Source organism: Ectopseudomonas composti (assembly GCF_900115475.1).
In the GTDB taxonomy this organism is placed as follows: domain Bacteria; phylum Pseudomonadota; class Gammaproteobacteria; order Pseudomonadales; family Pseudomonadaceae; genus Aquipseudomonas; species Aquipseudomonas composti.
Map to the genome: position 1 here is coordinate 761,923 of NZ_FOWP01000001.1, position 16,748 is coordinate 778,670.

The following is a 16,748-nucleotide window of genomic DNA, read 5'->3' on the forward strand; positions in this document are numbered from 1 at the left end:
AACGTCCTCAACTGCAATGTTCGGCGAGGTGATTGACCAGGGCCACGGCCAGCTCACGCGGATCGGCGCTGAAACTGCTGTAGCCGCCCTCACGCAGGCTGTCGGGCATGCTCGGGCTGGCGCAGCTGTCGGCGCGCTGGGTCCAGATCAACCCGCCCTGGCGTTTGACGTAAGCCGCGGCGGCACTGCCATCGCTGCCCATACCGCTGAACGCGATCACCCCACACTGGGCACCGAACTGCTGCGCCAGGTTGAGCATCATCTGATCGATGGAAGGGCTGTAGGGCTCCGGCCAGCCACGTTCGGCGATCTGCATCGCACCATCGTCGGCAAAGCCCAGCTCACGGATGATCGGCGCCACCACCACTTCCCCGCAGCGCACCGGGTCACCATGCCGCGCGGCGTTGACGTGCCACTGACTATGGCGCCCGACGGCCTGCGGTAATGCTGCCTCGAAACTGGCGTCGATATGCTGGGCATAGATGAAGCCTATCGGCAAGCCGCCGGGTAGCGCGTCGAGAAATGCCTTGACCGCCGCTGGCCCGCCGAGTGAGGCGGCCAGCAGCCATACCTGCCGCGCAGGCTCGCCAGCTTTCAGCGGTGTGTTGGCCAACGCTTGTGGTAGCTCCAGACGTGCCGGGCGTTGCGCGTCGTCGAGCAGTGCCTGCAGGCTCGGCCCGACCGCCTGGGTCGGGTCGCCAACCAGGCGCTTAAGCTTGCTAAACAGGCTGCGTTCCCAGCGCGGGTAGTTTTCCGAATGTCGCTCCGGAGCGTGCCCTTCACCGAACAGCACCGGCGCGCTGGCGCGCTCCAGCAGGCTGTCGACCAGCGGCGAGTCTTCCGACTGAGCCAGGTCCACCAGCCACAGATCCGTCTCACAGGCGGCCAACGCTTCCTCGTCGAGGCGCGCCGGGTCGCTGTTGAGCACCACCTGATAGCCGCCACCGAGCAGGGCCTGCTGCAACACATGGCGCTGCAGCGAGGTGTCGGCGATCACTGCAATACGCGCTGCGGATTTGTCTGTCATGTCCGTTTGACCCGGTGGCTATCCACCAACTGTGCAATGGTGTCGAGCAGCAAGGATTCTTGATAGGGCTTGCCGAGATACTGGTTGACGCCGATGGTCATGGCCCGCTCGCGGTGTTTCTCACCAGTACGCGAGGTGATCATGATGATCGGCAGGTCCTTCAGGCGCTCGTCGTGGCGCACAAGGGTGGCCACTTCGAAGCCGTCCATGCGCGGCATCTCGATATCCAGAAGCATGATGTCAGGCTTGTGCTCCTGCAGCTGGGCGATGGCGTCCACACCATCCTTGGCGGTGACCACGTTCATGCCATTACGCTCGAGCAGACGGCTGGTGACCTTGCGTACGGTGACCGAGTCGTCGACCACCATGACCAGTGTCGGACGGTCGACTTCCACGTCCTCGTTTGCCGTCGTCTGACGTGAAGCCAGACGCGGTACGAGCTGGCTCTGCAGATGCGCGTGCAACACGCGAATGGTCGCCAACAGGTCGAGAATCACCACCACGCGACCATCACCGAGGATGGTCGCACCGGAGATACCATGCACCCCGGCGAACTGCGGGCCGAGGCTCTTCACCACGATCTCGCGCGAGCCAGCCAGGCTGTCTACCTGCACCGCCACGGCGTGCTCGCTGGATCGCACCAAAATCACCGGCAGCGGCAGGCTCTGGCCTACCAGCTTCGGATGCTGGCCGTTGTTCAGCAGATCGCCGAGGTACTTCAGTTCGTAAGCCTGTCCGGCGTACTCGAAGCGCGGCGCGTCAGGCGCGTAGTAGGCTTCCAGTTCGAACGGCGACACCCGCACGATACCTTCGATGGTATTGAGCGGGATGGCATAGAGGTCTTCACCGGAGTACACCATCAGCGCGCGGTTGACCGACACGGTGAACGGCAGGCGAATGGTGAAGCGCGTGCCCTGGCCCAGGGTCGAATCGATGCTCATCGAACCGCCGAGCTGCTTGACCTCGGAGTGCACCACATCCATGCCGACGCCGCGCCCGGAAATCTGCGTGACCTTCTCGGCAGTAGAGAACCCCGCCTCGAGGATGAACTGCAGGACCTCGTGATCGCTCAGATCACTGTCGACATCCATCAGCCCGCGCTCGATGGCCTTGCGCCGCACGGCCTCGAGGCGAATACCACCGCCATCGTCATCCAGGGTGAGGACAATATCGCCGCCCTCGCGACCAAGGTTGAGGCGAATGGTGCCAGTGTCCGACTTGCCAGCAGCGCGGCGAACATCGGACAGTTCGATACCGTGGTCAACGGCGTTACGCAGCATGTGCTCCAGCGGCGCGACGATGCGCTCGAGCACGGTACGGTCCATTTCCCCGTCGGCATTGCCGACGACGAACTCCACCTGTTTGCCCAGCTCACCCGCTACCTGACGCACGATACGGCGTAGACGCGGCACCAGACGGTCGAACGGCACCATGCGGGTGCGCATCAGACCTTCCTGCAGCTCGGTGTTGACCCGCGCCTGCTGCAGCAGCAGGGTTTCGGCGTCGCGATTCTTCGCCGCCAAGGTTTCCTTCAGGTCGAGCAAGTCGGAGGCGGACTCGAACAGCGCACGAGACAGCTGCTGTAACTGCGAGTGGCGGTCCATTTCCAGTGGATCGAAGTCCTCGTAGCCGACGCGCTCGGCCTCGGCCTGGTAGCGGCTGAGAATCTGCGCCTGGGTCTCTGTGTCGAGGCGACGTAGCTGGTCACGCACCCGGTCGATGGTCGCCTCCATCTCGCTCAGCGTGAAGCCGACATCGCTGACCTGCTGTTCGACACGGCCACGGAAGATCGAGGTCTCACCAGCCAGGTTGACCAAGCCCTCGAGCAACTCGGCCGGCACCTTGACCAGTTCCTGCGGCGCGCGGCGCGCAGCCGCTTCCTGCGCAGCCTGCTGGGCACGCTGCACGAACGGCAGCACCTTGGGCGCCTGCAACTGGGTCGGTACTTCACTGGCGGCAACGATCGGGTTGCGCAGATTGCTGATCGTCGGCGGAGTGGGCTCGGCCTCGATGACTGGCGCCGCGGCCGGCTCATCGGCCAAGCTGGCATTGAGCCGCTGACGCAGGACATCGAGCTCCTGCTGCAACCCTTCGAAACCGGACTGCACGTCGAGGAACAGGCTTTCCGGCCAGGGCGCACCTTGCTGCAGCGCTTCGCTGAGGTGCTGCTCCAGATCGTGGCTCAGATCACCAAGGCGCTTCTGCCCGGCCAGGCGCGCACCGCCCTTGAGGGTGTGCAAAATGCGCAACATCTCGTCGATGGGACTGGCGTCATCGCGCTGCTCTTCCCAACGACCGATGGCCGTTTCCATCGCCTCGAGCAGGTCATCGCCTTCCTCGAGGAAGATATCGAGAATGTCGCTGTCGGTCTCATCCGCTTCTTCGCGCTCGACCACGGCCCTGAGCTGAACTGCCGAGGGCATGCTCAGTTGCTCGTCTGGGTTAGCACGGAAACGTTTGATGGTTTCGATCAGGGCCTCGCCCTGCGGCACGACACGCTGGCCACGCACGGCTTCGAGCATCTCGGCCAGGCGGTCGTGGCAAGCCTGCAACAGGGTGAACAACTCGGGGCTAGCACGCAGACGGCCACCGCCGAGGTCTTCGTAGAGGAATTCCAGCTCATGGGCCAGATCGCCGATTTCGCGAATTTCGGCCATGCGCGCACCACCCTTGAGGGTGTGCAGATCGCGCTGCAAGGCTTCCAGTTCGAGGCTGTTGTCGACGTTGGCCATCCAGCGCTGCAAAGCGGCACCGGCGCTGTCGATGATGTCGAAACCTTCCTCGAGGAAGATCTCCACCAGCTCGGGGTCACGCTCATCGTGCCAGTTGGCCAGCGTCGTGCTCTGTGGCTCGGGCTCGGGCTCGGGCTCGGGCTCGGGCTCGGGCTCGAAAACAGTCTCGTCCAGAGCGGGTAACTCTTCTTCGGGCACTACCAGCTCGACGTCGTCGATCAGCGGCAACGCGACCTCAGGCTCGGCCTGCGGCTCTTCATCGAACACGATTTCGTCTTCGACCAGGGCCAGCGGTGGCAGCTCGACGCTTTCTGCTTCCGGCTCGATCACCTCCACGGGCGGTTCATCGGCTTCCGGCTCGATCTGAGCGACAGCAGCGGACAGACTCTGCGGCGCGCCACCCTGACGGAACTGGCGGATCGCCTGGATAAGATCGTCACCGGAGACCAGCGGCTGGCGCGCCTGCAACTGATCGAGCATCTGCGCCAGACGGTCATGGCTCTGTTGCAGCAGGCTGCCCAATACCGGTGAGTAGTTGTAACGGCGATCGACCAGCCCTTCGTAAAGCGATTCCAGCTCGTGACCGAGGTCACCAATCGGGCGAATCGCCGCCATGCGCGCGCCACCCTTGAGGGTGTGCAAGTCGCGCTGCAGTGAAGACAACGGCAGGGTGTTGTCTGGCTCGCTGAGCCAGCGCTCCAGCGCCTGGCCTGCGCTGTCGAGAATGTCCACGGCTTCTTCGAGGAAGATCTCGACCATTTCTTCATCGAGATCAGCCTCGGCAGGGGCGAACCCCAGTTCGGTTTCCGCCTCGACGGGCTCTTCACCCAACGCTAGCGGCTCGGCTCCAGCTTCGGCTTGTTCGAGCTCCGCCGTTGCCTGGTCCAGCTCGATGATTTCCAGGCCCTCGACACCCGGAGCCAGCAAGGCCAGGGTATCCGGGTCGATGGCTTCGCTGAGCAGATCACGCAGCGCCTGCACCCGCTCGGGTTGCGGGCTGACCTGCAAGGCCGCAGCGACCTGATCCATCATGCCGATCAGGGCTTCGTGGGCCTTTTCCGCCTCGTCGAAGAAGCGCTCACTGACCGCCAAGCTGCCTTCCTCGACCGCGCCATAGAGGTCGAGCAGGGCTTCGCAGAGCTCGTCGATCTGCGGCAACTCGGCCATCTCGGCGCCACGACCAAGGGTAGTCAGTTCATCCAGCAGCGCTGACAGCTCCTGACGCTCGGACGGATGCTCACGCCATTTGCGCAGCAGGTCCTCGGCGTCCAGCAGAATGTCCATGCCCTCGGCGAGGAAGATGCCGATCAGTTGCGGATCGCGGCTTTCGCCGCTCTGCGCCATGCGCTCGTCTTCGGCGCTGGCCAGGCGTTCCTGATGCAGCTTCTGAACGCGCGCCAGAAATGCTTCGGCGCCCGGAATCGCTGCCAGGGGCTGACTTTCCAGATTGTCGAGGCCGACACGGAACAGACCTTCGGCGCTACTCAACAGCTCGGCTGCCGCCAGATCCACCTGAATCAGGTTGGTCTTGAACTCCTTGACCAGCTTCTCCAGCGGTGCGGCGATTTCCGCCACCGGCAGAATACCGGCCATATAGGCACTGCCCTTGAGGGTGTGCAGGGCACGCTGCAGATCGTCGGTTACCGGCTGAGGGAGTTCCTGCGCACAGTCGGCGAGGAAGCCCACCAGGGTATCGAGATGGGTTTCCGCCTCATTGCGGAAAATCTCCAGCAGTTGCAGGTCGAGGGGCTCGCCATCGAGGGGTTCGCCTTCGAGCGCATCGTTGTCGCTCGACTCGGCCTGTTCGACGAACTCGGTAGCTTCGTCAACGCCCGCGGGCTCGGCTACCTGCTGGGCGGCCGGGGCGTCAGATTTTGGGGGTGTCAGGCCCTTGGCCAGCGCATGTGCGGTGGCAGCCAACAGGTCGACATCGTCACGCTGACGCTGGGCCTTGGCGGCGAATTCGTCGACCAGCGCCGGCATCAGCGCCACCACGTCGAGTACCACCTGCTGTACCGGTTGGTTCGGCTCGATGCTGCGATCCAGCACGCGGTTAAGCAGGTTTTCGATGGACCAGGCCAGCTCACCGATGATCAGCGCGCGCACCATGCGCCCACTACCCTTGAGGGTGTGGAAGGCACGCCGTACTTCGATCAGCGCGTCCTTGTTGTCAGTATTGGCCTGCCACTGCGGCAGGTACTCGGCAATGGTCTCCAGCACCTCACCGGCTTCTTCGACAAAGACTTCCAGCAGCTCTTCGTCAACCGGCTCTTCATCGGCAGGCGGTGGCAGCAGGCTCGGCGGCACATCGGCTGCAGGCGGGTTGATCGCCTGCACCGGAGCGGCCATCACATCGGCCATCGACAGCGGCTTCTCCGCTGCCGGCGCCTCAGCCAGTTCCTGCACCTGCGGCGCGCTGGGCAGCTCGACTTCCGGCAATTCCAGCTCGGCCAGCTCCAGCTCGTCCCACTGCGACGGCTCGGCCAGTTGCTCCAGGCTCAGCTCCTCGAGCTCAAGCTCCGGCTCGGCATCGAGTAGCGGCGCGGCAACAGTCTCTTCGCTCTGCAGCGAGGGCAACTCTTCGAACTCGTCCAGCTCGAAGGTGAAGGTGTCGGCTGGCTCACTGGCAGCTGGCTGCTCGGGCTCGTCGTCCAGCACCGGCAGATCCGCAAGGACATCATCAGTAGGCTCGTCCAGTTCGAACGCTAGCGGCTCGATCTCGCCCAACGGTTCTTCGAGCTGCTCGTCCTCGGCGCCCAGCAGCTCGATTTCCTGCAGCGGGTCGGCCAGCGGTGCCAGGCTTTCTTCCTGCGGTTCGATGCGGTCGAGGATCGACGGTTTTTCCTTGAGCGGATAACCCAGGGTTTCCAGGCTTTCCTCGGCAACGTCGAGAATCAGATCCCCCTGCGTGCCATGGTCCTCGGCCAGACGTTCGAGGTAGTACTCGACGCTGGTGATCGCGTCAGCCAGGGTATCCAGGCTCTGCCAGTTGGGCACGGCCTTGCGCGCCAACAGCTGTTCCTGGATGTAGCGATTGCAGGCATTGAGCAGATCGGCAGCACGCTGCAACGGGATCATCGCCAGGCCGCCGCGGACCTGCGTCAGCAGTTCGGGTACGCGAGCCAGGTGCTCGTGGTTCCACTGCGAGGCGATGAACTCGATGATCGCGTCCTTGGCCTGCTCCAGGCCATTGCGCGCTTCCTTGATGACCAACTGATGGATCTGCGCCACGTCGGTGGTCGGCAGATGGCTCTGCTCGTTCTGGCTGTCATCGCTCGGGCCGACCATGCCGGCCAGCGTCGCTTCGACATACAGCAGCGCACCGGCGACATCCATCAGCACCGCGTCGTTCGCTTCGCGCTGGCCGAGAGACAGGCCGTGAATCACGTCGATCTGGTCGAGAATCACCTTGCGCGGCTGACCGAAGCCCAGCACCGCCAGGGTATCGGCGATCTGCTTGAGCGGCGCCAGCAGGGCATCCAGCTCACCCGGCTGGCTGCGATCGCTGCGGACGAACAGGTCGAGGCTGTCCTTGACCCGCACCAGCTCCTCGCACAGCGCGGCGACCACCGAACGCATGGCGTCACGGTCAGGGCCGGCCAAACGGGCACGTTCTTCGTCCACTACCTCGTTGTCGGGCAGCGCTTCATCGAGGCGGTACTGCTCCTTCAGCACACGGATACGTGGCGACTGCGCCGGCGCCTTGGCCACGTAGAACAGCAGGTTCTTGGTCAGCTCATCGGGGGCGGACTGGTTGATGCCATCGGCGCCCTGTTCGACCAGGCGCTTGAGCTCCTTGTCGACCTGACGCAGCAGCGTACGCACCGAGGTGCCGTTGACCACGCTGCCGTTGGCCAGGCCTTCGACCATGCCGGAAGCGATCTGCCACAGGCCACCCAGCGGGGCGTCCTTGCACAGGCTTTCCAGACGAGCGAAGACGCGCGCCATGTAACCGAGATTGGTGGCCAGGTCCTGGTTGCGGATCACCCCGACCAGCGCCATTTGCAGCATCTGCCGCAGTTTGCGCAGCAACACCGGCAGTTCGGCGGTACGCAGGCGCGCCATGCTGCCTTCGGGCAGCGCCGGCAGGCGCACTGACATATCCGGGGAGAACAGACTGGTTTCCGACAGCAGCTTCTCGCCGCGCGCGGCGCGCAGGTCATTGAGCAGCGGCAGCACGACCATGGGCAGGTCGCGGCGAGCGGTCTGGATGCGGTCGAGGTACACCGGCAGTTGCAAGATGGCCTGCATCAGCACTTCCAGGGCCTCGCCCTGGTTGGCCACGCGGCCTTCCATCAGCGCCTTGGCCAGTTGCTCCATTTCTTCGGCGAGCAGTGCAGCGCCGTAGAACTCGACCATCTGCAAAGTGCCGTGAACCTGGTGCACGTAGGTCAGGCAGAAGCGCATGCGTGTGGGGTCCTGCGGGTTCTCGACGAACGCCTCCAGGGCCTGTCGCGCCTGCTTCAGGGTTTCCCCGATCTCGCCTTTGACCCACTCCAGGGCGACATAATCATGCCGATCACCCATAGCCACTCCACTCATAAACTTGGCCTTATCCCTTGCGGGTAAACGCCAGAACTCGCTCATCGGCGACCGGCACCAGTTGCGGGTGCTGCCAACCGGCTACTTCGCCTACGCCTACGACCAGCAGGCCACCCGGCGCCAGGCTCTCGGCCAGGCGGTTGAGGATGTCGCGGCGACGCCAACGGCGGAAATAGATCAGCAAGTTCTGACAGAAAATCACATCCATGCCGGACATTGGCGCCTTGGCCAACTCCAGCACATTGAGCCGGGCGCAGCACACACGCGCCGCCAGGCTCGGTACCACCTTGAAACGTCCATCGGCCTGCGCGATGAAATAGCGCTCGCGCAGCTCGTCACTCACCTGTTCCAGGCGCCGCGCCGCGTAGCACGCCTCGCGGGCCTTGCTCAACGCGCCCTGACTGATATCGGTCCCAGTCACTGCGAAGTGCTCGGGCAGTTCGCTGCCCTGCAGTATCTCGGCGGCCTGAATCGCCAGCGAATAAGGCTCTTCACCACTGGAGCAACCCACGCTCCACAACTCCCAGGGCTTACCCAGGCCCGCCTCCAGACGCTCCTGCAGGTACTGCGAGAGCACCTCGAAGGAAGGCGGATGACGGAAGAAGCGGGTTTCCTGCACGGTCAGACGATCCAGCAGGGTCGACCACTCCACCGCGCCTCGCGGCCCGTCGGTGACCTGACGGTAGTAGCTGGCGTAATCCGTGACGCCCAGTTCGCGCATGCGCGCACTCAGATTGGTCTGCAGAAAGGCGCGCCGCTGCTCGCTGATCACCACACCGGTACGCGCCTCGAGCAGCGTCTGCCAGTCGTGGAAATCGGCTTGCGACATATCGGTCACCGGGCGCAATGCCCACACGCCCGCTGACTGCATACCTTCGCCCTGGGTCATGGCTATGTTGCGAAGGCTGCAGCCAGCCTCCGCGCTCCTTTATCAGGCGTCTGGCAAGTTGAAGCCGGACACCGACTTGCGCATCTCACTGGCCATCTTGGCCAGGTTACCAATGCTCTTGGCGGTGGCGGTGGTACCCGAGGACGTCTGCGAGGTGATCTCCTGGATCACGTTCATGGTGTTGGAAATGTGACCGGCCGAAGAGGCCTGCTGACGCGCCGCGTTGGAGATGTTCTGGATGAGAGCCGCGAGGGTCTTGGATACCTTCTCGATCTCTTCCAGTGCCACCCCGGCGTCTTGCGCCAGGCGCGCACCGCGTACCACTTCGGAGGTCGTCTGCTCCATGGAGATAACGGCTTCGTTGGTGTCGGTCTGAATGGTTTTTACCAGCGCCTCGATCTGCTTGGTCGCCGCCGAGGAACGTTCTGCGAGGCGTTGTACCTCGTCCGCTACCACCGCGAAGCCGCGACCCGCATCACCGGCCATGGACGCCTGGATCGCGGCGTTCAGTGCGAGGATGTTGGTCTGGTCGGCAATGTCGTTGATCAGGCTAACGATGTCACCGATCTCCTGGGACGATTCACCGAGGCGTTTGATCCGCTTCGAGGTGTCCTGGATCTGCTCACGGATGTTATCCATGCCGGTGATGGTGTTGTGTACGACTTCGTTACCCTTGTTGGCGATGGCTACGGAACGTTCCGCTACCGCGGAGGACTCCGAGGCGTTCGCCGATACCTGGTCAATCGACACGGCCATTTCGTTGATCGCCGCGGAGGCGCCGGCAATTTCCTGCGCCTGGTGCTCGGAAGCTTCCGCCAGGTGCATCGCCGTGGCCTGGGTTTCCTGGGCCGCACCAGCTACCTGAACGGCGGTCAGGTTAATGGTGGCTACCAGGTCACGCAGCTGGTCGATGGAATAGTTGATGGAGTCGGCGATGGCACCGGTGAAGTCTTCGGTTACCGTCGCGGCTACGGTCAAGTCACCGTCGGCGAGGTCGGCGATTTCGTCGAGCAGACGCAGAATCGCCGCCTGGTTACGTTCGTTCTTCTCGGCGGTTTCGGCCAGACGGCGGTTGGTCTCGCGCACCATCACCAGACCGATGAGGATGATCGAACCCAGCGCCAGAGCGCCCAGCACGTAGCCGAACAGGGTGTTGATGGCACGACCGTCGGCCAGGTCTTCGAAGCCACTGGCCAGCTCGGATGCCTTGTCCAACAGGGTCTGCGACACGGTGAAGATGGAGTTCGCCGATTCACGCACCTGGAACAGTTCCGGCGAGGTCTCGAGAATCTCGTCCACCGAACCGGATACGAACTCGAACAGCTCGGAAATCTCGGCCAGACGTTCGAGGGCTTCCTCGTCGGTCACCTGGCTGATTTCCATCGCCGCGTTGCCTTCGAGCATCGCTGCCAGTACACGACCGAACAGGCTGGCGTCGCGACCGAACATGTCAGCGGCCTGTACCGAGTCTTCGTCACCAGCCAGTACCTTGTTCACCGAACCGAGGATACGTTCGGCGAGCAGCGACTGACGCTGGGCCACGGAAACCTGGGCAGCCGGCGCACCGCTTTCCAGCAGGATGTCGACCACTTCCTCGTACTCGACCTGCAGCTGCGGGATGGTTTCCGCCAGGGTGGCGGCTACCTGGTGCAGCGACAGTACGGTCTGCTCACTGGCGAGAATGGCGTCAGTGTTTTGCCGCAGGCTGTCCCAGTCCTGCTGCACCGCAGCCATCTGTGCCTGCACCGACTCGGGCGCCGGCGGCAAGCCGCTGCTGGCGTCACCATCGGTCAGGTAGCCCCAGCGCTGCTGGAAGTCGTTACGCGCGTCGCGCAACAGACCGAAGGCTTCGGCAGTACCAGCCGCTGCTTCCGTGGCGTTCTTGGCGATACGCTGGGACAGTACGCGCAGCTCACCGGAGTGACTGATGTACTCGGTATCGTAGTTGGACTGGGTGTTGATGTAGGCGAAGTTCGCGAACAACAGCACGATGGAGACGATGAGCACGACGAACAGCGCCGCGATCAGCGTGCTACTACGTGCCCCGACCAACAAATTGCCTGCATTGAGTTTTTTCATTATCTGGCCCCCGCCTGGACCGACCGCACTACGGTTCCCATGTAACGCCAAAGAGCCGGCAAAGCCGGCCCAACCGAAAATCTACTGATAGGACACATCGAGAAAGCCCGGATCGGCCGTCAGCGCATGAGGGCTGAACACCAACCAGGGCTGTTCCCGTTGAAAGACTCCGTGGATAAACGGCGCAATGCTCGCCTCGAGAGGCGGCAGTTGTTCTGAAAATGCATCCACGGGGAAATGCTGCATACCGAAAACTTCGTCGACCGTCAGGCCGGCGAAGATTTCCTGGTGATCGACCACCAGAATTCGCCGCAGCTTGCGCAGCGGCGACAGTTCATTACCGAAGAACCCGCACAGGTCCATGATCGGCAGCAGGCGGCCACGCACGTTGGCCACCCCTTTGACCCAGCCCTTCACACCCGGCAGCAGGGTGTAACGCGGCTCGTGCAGCACCTCACCCACCTCCCCCATCGGCGCGACGAAGAATCGCTCACCCATGCGAAAGCCGATACCGCTCCAGGTCTGAACCGCTGCCTGTTGCGACGGCAAGCCGGCCGCCAGGGCTCGGCAACGCTGGTCGATCTCGAGGAGGATCTGGAAAGGAGTCTGCGCGTCCGACATGCCAGCCGTGGCCTTCTTCTTATTTAATACGCGGACGGCACGGCATTAGCCGGCCAGTACCGCATTGAGGGTTTTCAGCAAGGTGTCTTCGTCGACCGGCTTGGTCAGGTAGTCCTTGGCACCCTGGCGCTTGCCCCAGACCTTGTCGGTTTCCTGGTCCTTGGTGGTGACGATGATCACCGGGATGTGGCTGGTTTCGGCGTCCTTGGTCAGTTGACGGGTCGCCTGGAAGCCATTGAGGCCGGGCATGACGATGTCCATCAGGACCGCGTCCGGCTTCTCCTGGCGAGCCAGGGCTACGCCATCGGCGCCGTTTTCCGCCTTCAGTACCTGGTGACCGTGCTTTTCCAGCATGGCGGTCAGCTTGTACATCTCTGTCGGGGAGTCATCAACAATCAGAATTCGAGCCATGGTGTTTCCCAATGCATAAGAGACGCAGAGGCCGCGAGGCCACTGCGTCAGGAGGCTTGTTCCACCGGGGTGAAGTCCGGCACGTGGGCCTTGATCGCACCGAGCAGCTCTTCCTTACTGAAGGGCTTGGTCAGGTATTGATCGGAACCGACGATGCGCCCCTTGGCCTTGTCGAACAAGCCATCCTTGGAGGACAGCATGATCACCGGGGTGGATTTGAAGGCACTGTTGTTCTTGATCAGGGCACAGGTCTGATACCCATCGAGACGCGGCATCATGATGTCGACAAAGATGATGCTGGGGTGAGTGTCGGCAATCTTGGCCAGGGCATCGAAGCCATCGACCGCGGTGATGACATCACAACCCACTTTTTTCAGCAGAGTTTCAGCGGTGCGACGAATCGTTTTCGAATCGTCGATCACCATCACTTTCAAACCCTCGGAATGCTGTTCCATTTTCGCCCTACCATCGCCTCGGTGAGTCGTTATATTCGCGTTATCAGTATGCCTGAGGCCCAGTCGCCGATGGGGCTTGACCCAATCGTCGGGCCTTTTTAGCACACTCTCCAGATGCAATCTATAAGCCTGCCAGGGCCGTACCAACCCTTGACCAAGCCCCCGGCCGACGCCACCCTGACGCCTGTAACCGCACAGCCAACCCGGCCTCTACCTTCTATTCTCGCGGAGAGTTAACCCCCATGAGCCTTCGTCTCGGGATCGTCATGGATCCGATTGCCAGTATCTCCTTCAAGAAGGACAGCTCGCTGGCCATGTTGCTGGCCGCTCAAGCACGCGGCTGGTCACTGTTCTATATGGAGCAGCAGGATCTCTACCAGACTCGCGGCCAGGCTCGCGCCCGTCTGCGACCGCTGGAAGTGTTCAACGACCCACAGCGCTGGTTCACCCTAGGCATGGAACAGGACACGCCGCTCGCCGAGCTGGACGTGATCCTGATGCGCAAGGACCCGCCCTTCGATAACGAATTCGTCTATTCCACCTACCTGCTCGAGCAAGCGGAGCGCGACGGCGTACTGGTGGTCAATCGGCCGCAGAGCCTGCGCGACTGCAATGAAAAGTTCTTCGCCACCCAGTTTCCCCAATACACACCACCGACCCTGGTCAGTCGGCGCCCCGACATTGTGCGCCAGTTTGCTGATGAGCACCGTGACATCATTCTCAAACCCCTTGATGGCATGGGCGGTTCGCAGATCTTTCGCCACCGCGCAGGCGACCCGAATCTTTCGGTAATTCTCGAGACCCTGACACTGCACGGTCACCAGCAAATCATGGTTCAGGCCTATCTGCCGGCCATCAAGGACGGCGACAAACGCATCCTGATGATAGACGGGGAAGCGGTACCCTATTGCCTGGCACGCATTCCGGCGGCTGGAGAGACCCGCGGCAACCTCGCCGCAGGAGGCCGCGGCGAGGCACGCCCGCTGACTGAGCGCGACCGTGAGATCGCTGCTGCAATCGGCCCAACCCTGCGCGAAAAAGGACTGATCTTCGTCGGACTCGATGTGATTGGCGATCATCTTACCGAAATCAACGTCACCAGCCCGACCTGCATCCGCGAGATCGACGCCGCCTTCGATACCCGTATCGGCGAACGCCTGATGGACTGCATTGCCAGCAAGCGCGGGCTAAAAGCTTGACGCAGGTGGCAGCCTGGCGCCTGCAACTTGCAGGCGCCCACTGCTACCCGGCAGACTGCGCCACATTCGAAGGCAGACCCGATACGCGATGAACGCAGCAGCCACCCCACCGAACGCCTCCTCCGCCGCCGTCCGACCGGCGGATCGCCTGGGGTTCACCCTGTTTCTCGCGGCCGCCCTGCACGTGGCGCTGATCCTTGGCGTCGGCTTCACCCTGGAATCGCCGCCGGAAATCAGTAAAACGCTGGAAATCACCCTGTCCACCTTCAAGAGTGAAGAAAAGCCCAAGGAGGCAGACTTCCTCGCCCAGGACAACCAGCAGGGCAGCGGTACCCTGGAACATGCCGCAGCGCCGAAGACGACCGAGCAGGCGCCCTTCCAGGACAGCGAAGTGCGCAAGGTCACGCCGCCCGCTACCCCGCAACCGCCAGCCACCAAACAGCAAGCCCCCAAGGCCGCCGTTGCCACGCGCGCACCGCAACAGCAGAAAACCCCGGTCAAGCGCGAAGAAGCCAAACCGGTTCCGCAGACACGGCCGGCTCCGGTGTTCGACTCCGCACAACTCTCGGCGGAAATCGCCAGCCTGGAAGCCGAGCTGGCGCAGGAAGTCCAGCAGTACGCCAAGCGCCCGAAGATTCACCGCCTAAACGCCGCCTCGACCATGCGCGACAAGGGCGCCTGGTACAAAGACGAGTGGCGCAAGAAGGTCGAGCGCATCGGTAATCTCAATTACCCGGATGACGCCCGCCGCCAACGCATCTACGGCAGCCTGCGTCTATTGGTATCGATCAACCGCGACGGCTCACTGTATGAAGTGCAGGTGCTGGAATCCTCCGGCCAGGCCGTGCTCGATCAGGCAGCCCAGCGCATCGTGCGCCTGGCCGCGCCCTACGCCCCTTTCACCGGCGACCTGGCCGATATCGACCGCCTGGAGATCATCCGCACCTGGCGCTTCGAACGCGGCGACCGGTTATCGAGTAACTGAAAGAGCAGCTGCAAGTTGCAAGACGAAAAGCTGCCTCCAGCAAGCCTCAAGAGAGGCGCTCAGCCCCTTGCCCGGATGAAATCCGGGGAACCGTGACTGAGGTTCTTCTGCTGATGCTTGTCGCTTGCAGCTTGCCGCTTCAAACTAGCTGGCATGAAGAATTCAGCTCCCACCTCGCTCAAGCATCATTTCCTGATCGCCATGCCGCACATGGACGATCCGAACTTCGCGCAGACCGTCACCTACCTGGTCGAACACAACGAGCAGGGCGCGATGGGCCTGGTGATCAACAAACCCAACGGCCTCAACCTGGCCGATGTGCTCGAACAACTCCGCCCCGACGAAGAGCCCGCGGCGCTGTGCCGTAGCCTGCCAATATTCGCTGGCGGCCCGGTACAGACCGACCGCGGCTTCGTCCTGCACCCGGCCGGCCCACAGTTCCAGGCGACCCTGGAGCTGGGCGAACTGGGCTTGTCCACCTCGCAGGACGTGCTGTTCGCCATCGCCGACGGCAGCGGCCCGGACCGCTACCTGATCAGCCTCGGCTATGCCGGCTGGGATGCCGGACAACTGGAGGCCGAACTGGCCGACAACGCCTGGCTGACCTGCCCCGCCGACAGCAGCATTCTCTTTGACCTGCCGTTCGACCAGCGCCTCAATGCCGCAGCCGCGCGCCTGGGCGTCAACCTCAGCCTGCTGACCTCGCAAGCCGGGCACGCCTGATGAGCGACAAACCACTGCGCCTGCTGCTGGGCTTCGACTACGGCACCAAGCAGATCGGCGTCGCCGTTGGCCAGGTGATTACCGGCCAGGCCCGTGAGCTGTGCGTGCTCAAGGCGCAGAATGGCGTGCCGGACTGGAGCCGCGTCGAAGCGCTGTTCAAGGAGTGGCAGCCGGACGCCGTCGTGGTCGGTCTGCCCCTGAACATGGACGGCACACCCAGCGAGATGAGCGCCCGCGCCGAGAAATTCGCCCGCCGCCTCAACGGCCGCTTCAACCTGCCGGCCTATACCCACGACGAACGCCTGACCACCTTCGAGGCCAAGGGCCAACGCCTGCGGGAAGGCCAGAGTGGCGGCTACCGCGAGCGCCCTGTCGATGCCATTGCTGCAGCCTTATTGCTACAGGGCTGGCTAGAGGAAAACTGCACGGGCTGAGAGCTACCTGCGTTGCCGATGCTGCGTTAAAAACAGGCTCGGAATGCTCATTTACAACTCGTAAACTGCGCTTCCTCGCCTGTTTTTGCCTTGCCTCGGCGGCCTCGCTTACGCTCTCAGAAGCTGTTCATATATGGAGTTTCGCCATGCTACCCAATCCCAACGACCTGCTGCCGGCCATGGCCAGCGCACTGACCCAGCATCTGAACCAACGCCAGATCAGCGAGCCACGCTTCATCGGCATCCGTACCGGCGGCGTCTGGGTTGCCCAGGCCCTGCTGCAAGCACTGGGGCGTGATGACGCACTGGGCATCCTCGATGTGTCCTTCTATCGCGACGACTTCACCCAGAACGGCCTGCACCCGCAGGTGCAACCCTCCGAGTTGCCGTTCGAGATCGAAGGCCAGCACCTGGTGCTGATCGACGACGTACTGATGAGCGGCCGCACCATCCGCGCCGCCCTGAACGAGCTGTTCGACTACGGCCGCCCGGCCAGCGTGACCCTGGTCAGCCTGCTCGACCTCAACGCCCGCGAGCTGCCGATCCGCCCCGACGTGGTCGGCGCCACCCTGTCGCTGGCAGCCAACGAGCGGGTAAAATTGTCCGGCCCCACGCCACTGACCCTCGAACTCCAGACGCTCGACAACTGAG

12 protein-coding genes are annotated in these 16,748 nt (G+C 63.1%); 5 read left to right on the top strand and 7 right to left on the bottom strand.

The features are described 5' to 3' along the window. Window positions 1–7: 7 nt before the first annotated feature. From BM059_RS03355 to pilG, 7 genes are all read right to left on the bottom strand, one after another. Entirely contained in the window at window positions 8–1,027 is a 1,020-nt protein-coding gene (locus BM059_RS03355) for a chemotaxis protein CheB (RefSeq protein WP_074936712.1), read from the bottom strand. After that, a complete protein-coding gene (locus tag BM059_RS03360; protein ID WP_074936714.1) occupies window positions 1,024–8,286 on the bottom strand; it encodes an Hpt domain-containing protein in 7,263 nt (2,420 codons plus the stop codon). Before BM059_RS03360 ends, BM059_RS03355 begins: the two co-directional genes overlap by 4 nt. A gap of 25 nt (window positions 8,287–8,311) precedes the next feature. Beyond that, complete coding sequence (locus tag BM059_RS03365; protein ID WP_037003832.1) at window positions 8,312–9,172, bottom strand: protein-glutamate O-methyltransferase; 861 nt, start codon at window positions 9,170–9,172, stop codon at window positions 8,312–8,314. A 60-nt stretch (window positions 9,173–9,232) separates the two neighbouring features. After that, the gene (locus BM059_RS03370) at window positions 9,233–11,269 is read right to left on the bottom strand and encodes a methyl-accepting chemotaxis protein (protein WP_037003778.1); all 2,037 of its coding nucleotides are present in this window, start codon (window positions 11,267–11,269) and stop codon (window positions 9,233–9,235) included. Window positions 11,270–11,350: 81 nt separating this feature from the next. Further along, window positions 11,351–11,890, bottom strand: coding sequence for a chemotaxis protein CheW (locus BM059_RS03375; RefSeq protein WP_061238548.1), 540 nt, complete (start codon window positions 11,888–11,890; stop codon window positions 11,351–11,353). 45 nt (window positions 11,891–11,935) lie between these two features. Beyond that, on the bottom strand, window positions 11,936–12,301 hold the full coding sequence (gene pilH / locus BM059_RS03380) for a twitching motility response regulator PilH (RefSeq protein ID WP_013713612.1): 366 nt from the start codon (window positions 12,299–12,301) through the stop codon (window positions 11,936–11,938). Window positions 12,302–12,348: 47 nt separating this feature from the next. Then, window positions 12,349–12,756: a twitching motility response regulator PilG gene (gene pilG / locus BM059_RS03385; RefSeq protein ID WP_003458788.1), complete on the bottom strand. Its 408-nt coding sequence runs from the start codon at window positions 12,754–12,756 to the stop codon at window positions 12,349–12,351. 242 nt (window positions 12,757–12,998) lie between these two features. Here pilG and gshB point away from each other — a divergent pair, with 242 nt between their 5' ends. From gshB to pyrR, 5 genes are all read left to right on the top strand, one after another. After that, entirely contained in the window at window positions 12,999–13,955 is a 957-nt protein-coding gene (gshB, locus tag BM059_RS03390; protein WP_037003776.1) for a glutathione synthase, read from the top strand. A gap of 88 nt (window positions 13,956–14,043) precedes the next feature. Then, window positions 14,044–14,940 (top strand): energy transducer TonB, encoded by an 897-nt coding sequence (locus BM059_RS03395; RefSeq protein ID WP_037003773.1) that lies wholly within the window; start codon window positions 14,044–14,046, stop codon window positions 14,938–14,940. 153 nt (window positions 14,941–15,093) lie between these two features. Beyond that, window positions 15,094–15,663 carry a YqgE/AlgH family protein gene (locus BM059_RS03400; RefSeq protein ID WP_074936716.1) on the top strand — a complete coding sequence of 190 codons (570 nt, stop codon included), beginning with the start codon at window positions 15,094–15,096 and terminating at the stop codon, window positions 15,661–15,663. Beyond that, window positions 15,660–16,097 carry a Holliday junction resolvase RuvX gene (gene ruvX / locus BM059_RS03405; protein ID WP_088339282.1) on the top strand — a complete coding sequence of 146 codons (438 nt, stop codon included), beginning with the start codon at window positions 15,660–15,662 and terminating at the stop codon, window positions 16,095–16,097. The genes BM059_RS03400 and ruvX overlap by 4 nt, the downstream gene beginning before the upstream one ends. 146 nt (window positions 16,098–16,243) lie before the next feature. Continuing rightward, entirely contained in the window at window positions 16,244–16,747 is a 504-nt protein-coding gene (gene pyrR, locus BM059_RS03410; protein WP_037003769.1) for a bifunctional pyr operon transcriptional regulator/uracil phosphoribosyltransferase PyrR, read from the top strand. The last annotated feature ends 1 nt before the right edge of the window (window position 16,748 follow it).

Excerpts from the sequence above, each read along its gene's own strand:
- BM059_RS03355 (WP_074936712.1), bottom strand. The coding sequence starts at position 1,027 with ATGACAGACAAATCCGCAGCGCGTATTGCAGTGATCGCCGACACCTCG.
- BM059_RS03360 (WP_074936714.1), bottom strand. The coding sequence starts at position 8,286 with ATGGGTGATCGGCATGATTATGTCGCCCTGGAGTGGGTCAAAGGCGAG.
- BM059_RS03365 (WP_037003832.1), bottom strand. The coding sequence starts at position 9,172 with ATGCAGTCAGCGGGCGTGTGGGCATTGCGCCCGGTGACCGATATGTCG.
- BM059_RS03370 (WP_037003778.1), bottom strand. The coding sequence starts at position 11,269 with ATGAAAAAACTCAATGCAGGCAATTTGTTGGTCGGGGCACGTAGTAGC.
- BM059_RS03375 (WP_061238548.1), bottom strand. The coding sequence starts at position 11,890 with ATGTCGGACGCGCAGACTCCTTTCCAGATCCTCCTCGAGATCGACCAG.
- pilH (WP_013713612.1), bottom strand. The coding sequence starts at position 12,301 with ATGGCTCGAATTCTGATTGTTGATGACTCCCCGACAGAGATGTACAAG.
- pilG (WP_003458788.1), bottom strand. The coding sequence starts at position 12,756 with ATGGAACAGCATTCCGAGGGTTTGAAAGTGATGGTGATCGACGATTCG.
- gshB (WP_037003776.1), top strand. The coding sequence starts at position 12,999 with ATGAGCCTTCGTCTCGGGATCGTCATGGATCCGATTGCCAGTATCTCC.
- BM059_RS03395 (WP_037003773.1), top strand. The coding sequence starts at position 14,044 with ATGAACGCAGCAGCCACCCCACCGAACGCCTCCTCCGCCGCCGTCCGA.
- BM059_RS03400 (WP_074936716.1), top strand. The coding sequence starts at position 15,094 with ATGAAGAATTCAGCTCCCACCTCGCTCAAGCATCATTTCCTGATCGCC.
- pyrR (WP_037003769.1), top strand. The coding sequence starts at position 16,244 with ATGCTACCCAATCCCAACGACCTGCTGCCGGCCATGGCCAGCGCACTG.